The organism is Butyrivibrio sp. NC3005 (assembly GCF_000424545.1).
GTDB lineage: Bacteria > Bacillota > Clostridia > Lachnospirales > Lachnospiraceae > Butyrivibrio.
Map to the genome: position 1 here is coordinate 151,983 of NZ_AUKC01000005.1, position 6,772 is coordinate 158,754.

Consider the following 6,772-nt stretch of genomic DNA (forward strand, 5'->3'; position numbering starts at 1 on the left):
TATGGAGACTGTATGAAAGAAATAAGCATTTTTTTGATGAATCATGAGATTTTGGGAAGTTTATCTTTCCAGAAACTTTAACAATTTATCAAATGAATCATATTTTTTCTCAGCTCATCAAATTCCACCTCTCCAACAATTGTATCAATTGTTGGAAGCAATTTAAGTTTGCTAAAATCTTCCACATCTGGATGTATCTATCAAAGTTTAATTTTCACTTTTTCCAAATTAGATGTGTACAGATTAGCTGGCGCTTGCTTTATCTCTAATAGCATTCCCTTTGCAACCAATCTATCAATAACCCTACTTCTAAAATAAGTTGAAGGAGTAACACCTATATTGGATGCTATTTCTTTCACTGTACGTTTATTGTTGTAGCAATATGAAAGAATTCTTAAATCATTCTTTCCTTCCAGTATTTCCTCAACATACACATTCGGAGAATCTGCTGTAATATCTATTACTCCTTTTTCAAACGTCAAATCCGGAAGCGTTAATGTAAACGAATTGGCATCAGCAGTAATAAATGGTGCAAATTCCTCGCCAGCTTTTGCATAATCTTCTTCTATAAAATCAAATCCAGAACCTTTTTTCTCCATGTACTTACACATTTCAAGAATATTGCATATTACTTCATTTCTTCTACGCGGAATAATAGATGCAATGTTCTTTTCTTTATATAATTCTCTTACACCAAGAAGAGCTCCAGGAGATGTAATTTCTAAGCGATCTGGAAATATGTTTACTTCTATTTGAGTCCCATACATGTAATAGTTTCTATGGCCTATAGCATTCACAACACCTTCAGTCACAGCACGAGCTGGAAACGAGATATATGGTACAGTTTTTGTATCCATTTTTTTGAAACCATTTGCAGAATGTGCACTTATAAAACTAATTGTTTTTTCTAAAACCGATAACAGATTTCCGGTATACTCTTCTGACGCTGTAACAATTGATCCTCCTTTTGTTAATCCCGGCCAAACAGTAGCAACAACCTTTGTTCTTAGACCATCATAATCATCCGCAAATAATTGCATACCCTTTGTAACCAATTTATCTTCAGTAATCGCACTTTTTGAAATCAATTCCTTTTCAGTTATCTTTGTTTTTCTTTCCTCTGCAACTACATGCAGTTTTTTATAATTATTCTCACTGTACAGAATATCAGTTTTAGCAGTATCAAAAGGAATATTATCACTAAGCAAAATAAGATCTTTAATCTGCTCTGATGACGCAATATCCGTACGTCCGAAGTTTCTCACATAGATTCCAAGTAATCCGTCCTCATGCAAAGTAACAGGCAGATTCTTACTTTTTTTCACGATAACTTCGATAATGTATCTGATTCCATCTCCTACATTCACATCAATTCCATTTATATCATATGAAATCTCAGGCTCCACCCGCTCTTTAATTTGTCGATGAATCATTAAGATTGTTTTATCAGCTGTTTTCTTATCTAAAGCAACAATTTTATGCGTATTATCCTCTACTCCAACCAAAAGACGTCCGCCATCCGTATTAGCAAAAGCAACAATTGTTTTAAGCCAGCCAACTTCAAGACTCTTACCATTATCGCTTTTCCCCTCTTTTATGATTCCTTTGTACTCAGTCTTTTTATCTTCCAGTCCATATTGTGGAAACATTTCTTCAATTCGCATACAAAGCCTCCTATTCTCTCTATAATATGAATTATAGAAAAAGGAAATGAAGTTGTAAACAAAAACTTCACTGCACTTCATTGCAAACTTCATTATGCTTCACTGCATACTTCACTTAATTCATTACGTATTTGTTTACCGATAATAATCGTCAAACATCTCCCCCACGTTTATTAGCAAGTGGCAAAAAAGAGCAGTCATTCTATTAAGAACAACTGCCCTTTTATGTAAGTTCTATGTAAAAAACCCGGGTGAAATTATCACTCCTAGGCTTACCAAGCTTTAATGGCGTAGGGACGCTTCTATGTACCAAATTTGTGCCAGCTATGTACCAGCATTTCCTACTTCACGTGAATTTACGTGAAATTATGTAAAATTAAGATTTGGGAATTGTTAGGAAAAATGAAGATATGTAACCAGGCGTGACAACACGTGAAATGAGCTAGTTGCCTCGATTCCTAGTTTCATATCATTTCTCCATTCCGCCGTATGTACGGGCTTACTAATTTCATCAGCATTTTTTACACCACTATGTGTACCTTAAAAGAACACGTTCAAGCAAAAAGCCTAATTTTTCAAGGAACAATAGCCATTCATTATTGGTGTAGAATTGGTGTATGGCTGGTGTAAACCACCAAAAGCCTAAAGTATATTATCACATTAATAGGAATATCTCCACCTCTAAAACACAAAATCAATACGCTTGAAACCTGTTTTATTACCTTACTATATATGCTCTAAATACTGGATTGGTACACATTTCGTTAACCATACTCCATTCTTAGAAAGATAAAACTTATATCCTTCTTCATGCATTTTTAACGCATTTACTTTATATATTACCGGTCTTCCATGTCGCTGTCCTACTTTAGTCGCAGTATCAATATTCACAGATAAATGCACATACAGCCTGCTTTTTGGAATCAATCCCTCTTTATCAATTGACTGAACATATTTTTCTCCAGTCCCATGCCATAAATATTCTGGTGGCATACACCCTTCCAATTCCACATCAACAGGAATTGAATGTCCTTGATTTGCTCTAATAAGCGTTTTATCTTCATTAAAAGAATATCTTTGCTTATTATCTGTACTAACAATTTCTTCAAGCATTTCCAAATCAAATGGCGTAGTTCTATTTATTCCAGCTACCAATTCATCAACATTTGCCCAGCCATGTTCATCCAGCGATATTCCAATAGTCTCTGGTTTATGCCGGAGAATAAGTGCAATAAACTTACTCACTTCATTATTACTCATGCTTTTTCATTTCTCCTTTCGACAATTTCGACTATATCGCCTATTTCACAATTTAATCTATCGCAAATGGTCAATAATACCAGTTCAGAAATCAGATTGTAATTTACAATCTATAACGCGAAGATAACATTCCGTAACATTATACTATCTAAGCTGCTTTTCTGTGTAAATATCTTTTATAAGTCAAAACGAGACAAAACAAGACAATGTAAGACAAAAAGACAGCAGACCAACACTCAATAATCTACTGTCAATAAACACCAACTATCCAGACATATTTCTAAAAAACAGTTAAAACGCCTCTGTTTCCAATATTTTATCACTAAGCAAAAAGTCGAATAAATCAACTGTCATTACGCCATCGTCATCATACGTCGGATTCAACCCTGTTTTTGCAACGACTATTTTCTTAAAAGAATCATTAATATAATACAAACTTCTTTTTTCTTGTGCCTGTTTTTCAGGAGATTCCATTGACAAAGCTGATTGAATATATATTTTTTGACTTCCTTTTGATGCTACAAAATCGACCTCAAGCGATTTCTGTGCATATATAGCCTTACCATTTACATCCACTCTGTCTGTTTTTTCACTAACGTTCAGCTCTCCCACATCAACATTAAATCCTCTAAAACGCAATTCATTGTATAAGATGTTCTCCATGATATGCGTTTCTTCTATCTGCCTAAAGTTGAGTCTAGCATTTCTCACACCAATATCCTCAAAATAGATTTTGAATGGGGAACCAATATATTTTCTGCCTTTAATATTATATTTTTTAGCCTTCGACACAACAAATGCATCTTGGAAGTAGTCAACATAATCACCAATTGTATCAGCAGTGATACTCTTATCCAAAACACTTCTAAAGGTATCTGTAATTTTCCTTGCATTCACAGGACTACCGATCATAGACGCCAAAATATCAAATGTATCTCCAAGTTCAACTTTTTTCTTAATCTTGTTGTGAGTAATGATATCCTTTAAATATGTTTCTTCACATAAACCTTTCAGATATGAGGCTTTTTCTTCTTCGCTTTTCATTTGTGCCACAAGAGGTATGCCACCAGTTACAACATATTCCCTCCAAGCCTTTTCTGGAGAAAGGTCTGCCCCTTGCATATACTCCGAAAAAGCTAACGGCAACACATGGACTACTGAACCCCTGCCTTTAAATTCAGTTGCTATATCAGAAGATAGAAACTTTGAATTAGAGCCTGTAACATAGACATCGTAATTAGTATGTCTTAATAAGCCATTAAGGGTTCCAACAAAATTATCAAGCAATTGCACTTCATCTAATAGTAAATAGTATTTTTCTGCATCGTTTGTTCTATCCTTCATGTATGCCCTAAATTTCTTAGCATTCACATAAAACACATCTGGATTAATAACAATCCTTGTCGGCTCTTCAGGAAAGTATGCATCAAGTAAATCTATATCTTCGTCCGAATCAAATGCAAACTTAATTATATTTTTGCTTGGAATACCTGTATTCAGCAAATGTTTAAAAAACAATTCGTTCATCAAATACGATTTACCAGAACGTCTAGCTCCTGTTATTACCTTTATTAACCCATTCTCCTTACGCGCAATCAATCTATTAACATATATTTCTCTAGAATACTCCATACAAACCTCATTTTTCCAAAGAACTTTGACTTTTATCGATTACATTATAGCACATATCAGAATAAATGCCATGATTAAAATCGATTTTTTTCAAAGTTTTCTGCTTTTTATCGATTATATAACCGTAGATTTTTCCATAAAGAAAACCTGTCGAGGAATTAACTTCTTCGGCAGGTTCTTTTTCGTTATATTTTTGATACTGTTTCAGAGCTTCATGCCAACAGTTACAATCTTTCAAGGTATACCATTTAGTGTACCAATTTTTTGAAAGATATAAGAATTTATATGAACTTATATAGAAAACACCTGAATCATAAATGCCCTAGCTATCGGCATATATAAACTTTTATGGGGATTTATAAAAATATATGAAACCAAGCTCGTATCTTCCCCTCCTAGGTTTACCTATTCTATTTTGCATGAAACGTTTCCAAATTGATTAATATGTGCCATTTTTTGCCATTAAAAACCACTTCACGTGATTTTACGTAACGATATGTAAGGAAAGAATTTTTTAAAATTGCCTAATCTAATTTTGGACTTCATTTAGAAATTTCTCGCAATTCTCAGTCACAGCATATTTGAAGTGAATCTCTACTACTGCAAATAAGTTCAATAATCAAACAAGCGCATCTTTTCTTACGTAATAAGTGCCCCTGCCACGTCCTCGACGTTCAAGCACTTCCTCATTTACAAGTGCTGTTAACGAGTTTTCCACCGATGCACGCCCTAGCTTTGGGCACATTTCCATTATTTCACTTTTTGTAAACTTGCCAATTTTTTTATAAACGGCAGCTCTTACCTGTTCAATTGCAGGTTCCTTTATATCAATAATTTCAATTCGCTCCTCAAAATCTTTATAAGCTGCAATTATGGTCTTTAGTATATACTTGATAAAAGGAGTCGGATCATCTTCTCCTTCATGCCAACCATTTTGGCTCATGTTAAGCGAGTCATAATACAAATCTTTTAAGTCAGCTATCTTTTTTTCCAAAGATACATATCTACCCACAACATAACCAGCTCTATAGAGTAGCAATGTTGTCAACAATCTACTCATTCGTCCATTGCCATCATTAAAAGGATGCACACATAAAAAATCATGAATGAATATTGGTATTAAAAGTAATGTATCTACTTCTTCGGTAGCAGACACTCTATTAAACTCTTCACATATTCTATCAATAGCAATAGGTGTCTCTAAGGGACTAAGTGGTTCAAATATAACATGTTCAATGCCATTCTCATCCCTGGCAACAATGTGATTATCACTGTTTTTAAAATGACCCCCTATACTTCTGTTGGTAAAACGATAAAGATTCTGATGTAACTGAAGAATATAATTTGAAGAAATTGGAATATACTCATAACTTTCATGAATCATATCCAATACAAATCGATAGCCAGCAATCTCCTCTTCATCACGATTCCTTGGTGTAGTTTTTGACTGCATCAATTGATTCAATCTTGTATTCGAAGTAAAAATTCCCTCAATAGCATTTGAACTCTCAGTACTTTGAACTTTTGCAACCTCAACAAGCTTATCTAAAACAGCTGGTTTCTGAGTTAAATACAACTCTTGCTTTCCTCTGTATTCATGTATACCTGAGACTAAACCTAATATTTCACTATCCCATTTGTAATTTTTATACTTACCGTAATTAAATTCTCGCATAGCGCCACTCCTTTTCACCTAAATTATATCACATATTAGGCGATAATCAACAGTTTAGGCGATTATTCGCCTATTTCTTTCTTGTTTTAGGCGATAAATGCATGCTTAGGCGTTAATCTTTGGTACCTTTAATAGGGTTATTCAACTTTTGGTCCAGTGGGGATGCGTCCGGAACCTTGGAAAAACCGCAGAATTCGCGAAGATCCCTGGAGTATTCAAGAAAAGTCAGGAGAAGAGAGTCTGTTGGGATGGAGAAAATCCGTTGAATAATTAGAGCCCAAAGCAAAGACGTCAATGAGTATGCACGTGGTCTTCCCGTAGAAGAATAGAAATGGTTTACGAAAGAAAACGGTATTAATTCACTGAGATCTATGGAAGATTTGAGCAGCTTCAGAAACTCGGGTTTATCAGATTCAAAAAGTTTTTGAGTTTCTGTAAAAACATCGGCCAAAGTCATCTGATGATATGGTATCATATGGGTGACAACTCCTTTCTTTGGGGCGTGGTTGATTGTTTTTCGACAACTCAATTTTACCATGAA

5 protein-coding genes and 1 pseudogene are annotated in these 6,772 nt (G+C 34.4%); all 6 read right to left on the reverse strand.

The features are described from left to right. Window positions 1–200 precede the first annotated feature (200 nt). Complete coding sequence (locus G634_RS0102420) at window positions 201–1,664, reverse strand: ATP-binding protein (protein ID WP_026503962.1); 1,464 nt, start codon at window positions 1,662–1,664, stop codon at window positions 201–203. Between the two features lie 726 nt (window positions 1,665–2,390). Next, window positions 2,391–2,924 (reverse strand): RNA 2'-phosphotransferase, encoded by a 534-nt coding sequence (locus tag G634_RS0102425; RefSeq protein WP_026503963.1) that lies wholly within the window; start codon window positions 2,922–2,924, stop codon window positions 2,391–2,393. A 291-nt stretch (window positions 2,925–3,215) separates the two neighbouring features. Continuing rightward, window positions 3,216–4,556, reverse strand: a complete 1,341-nt coding sequence (locus G634_RS0102430; protein ID WP_026503964.1) for an ATP-binding protein — start codon at window positions 4,554–4,556, stop codon at window positions 3,216–3,218. A gap of 7 nt (window positions 4,557–4,563) precedes the next feature. After that, entirely contained in the window at window positions 4,564–4,794 is a 231-nt protein-coding gene (locus G634_RS0102435) for a hypothetical protein (protein ID WP_026503965.1), read from the reverse strand. Between the two features lie 381 nt (window positions 4,795–5,175). After that, the gene (locus G634_RS0102440) at window positions 5,176–6,231 is read right to left on the reverse strand and encodes a Fic family protein (RefSeq protein WP_026503966.1); all 1,056 of its coding nucleotides are present in this window, start codon (window positions 6,229–6,231) and stop codon (window positions 5,176–5,178) included. 160 nt (window positions 6,232–6,391) lie between these two features. Beyond that, window positions 6,392–6,706 (reverse strand): annotated as a pseudogene (locus tag G634_RS17680) (transposase); the annotation flags it as partial. Between the last annotated feature and the right edge of the window lie 66 nt (window positions 6,707–6,772).

Excerpts from the sequence above, each read along its gene's own strand:
- G634_RS0102420 (WP_026503962.1), bottom strand. The coding sequence starts at position 1,664 with ATGCGAATTGAAGAAATGTTTCCACAATATGGACTGGAAGATAAAAAG.
- G634_RS0102425 (WP_026503963.1), bottom strand. The coding sequence starts at position 2,924 with ATGAGTAATAATGAAGTGAGTAAGTTTATTGCACTTATTCTCCGGCAT.
- G634_RS0102440 (WP_026503966.1), bottom strand. The coding sequence starts at position 6,231 with ATGCGAGAATTTAATTACGGTAAGTATAAAAATTACAAATGGGATAGT.
- G634_RS0102430 (WP_026503964.1), bottom strand. The coding sequence starts at position 4,556 with ATGGAGTATTCTAGAGAAATATATGTTAATAGATTGATTGCGCGTAAG.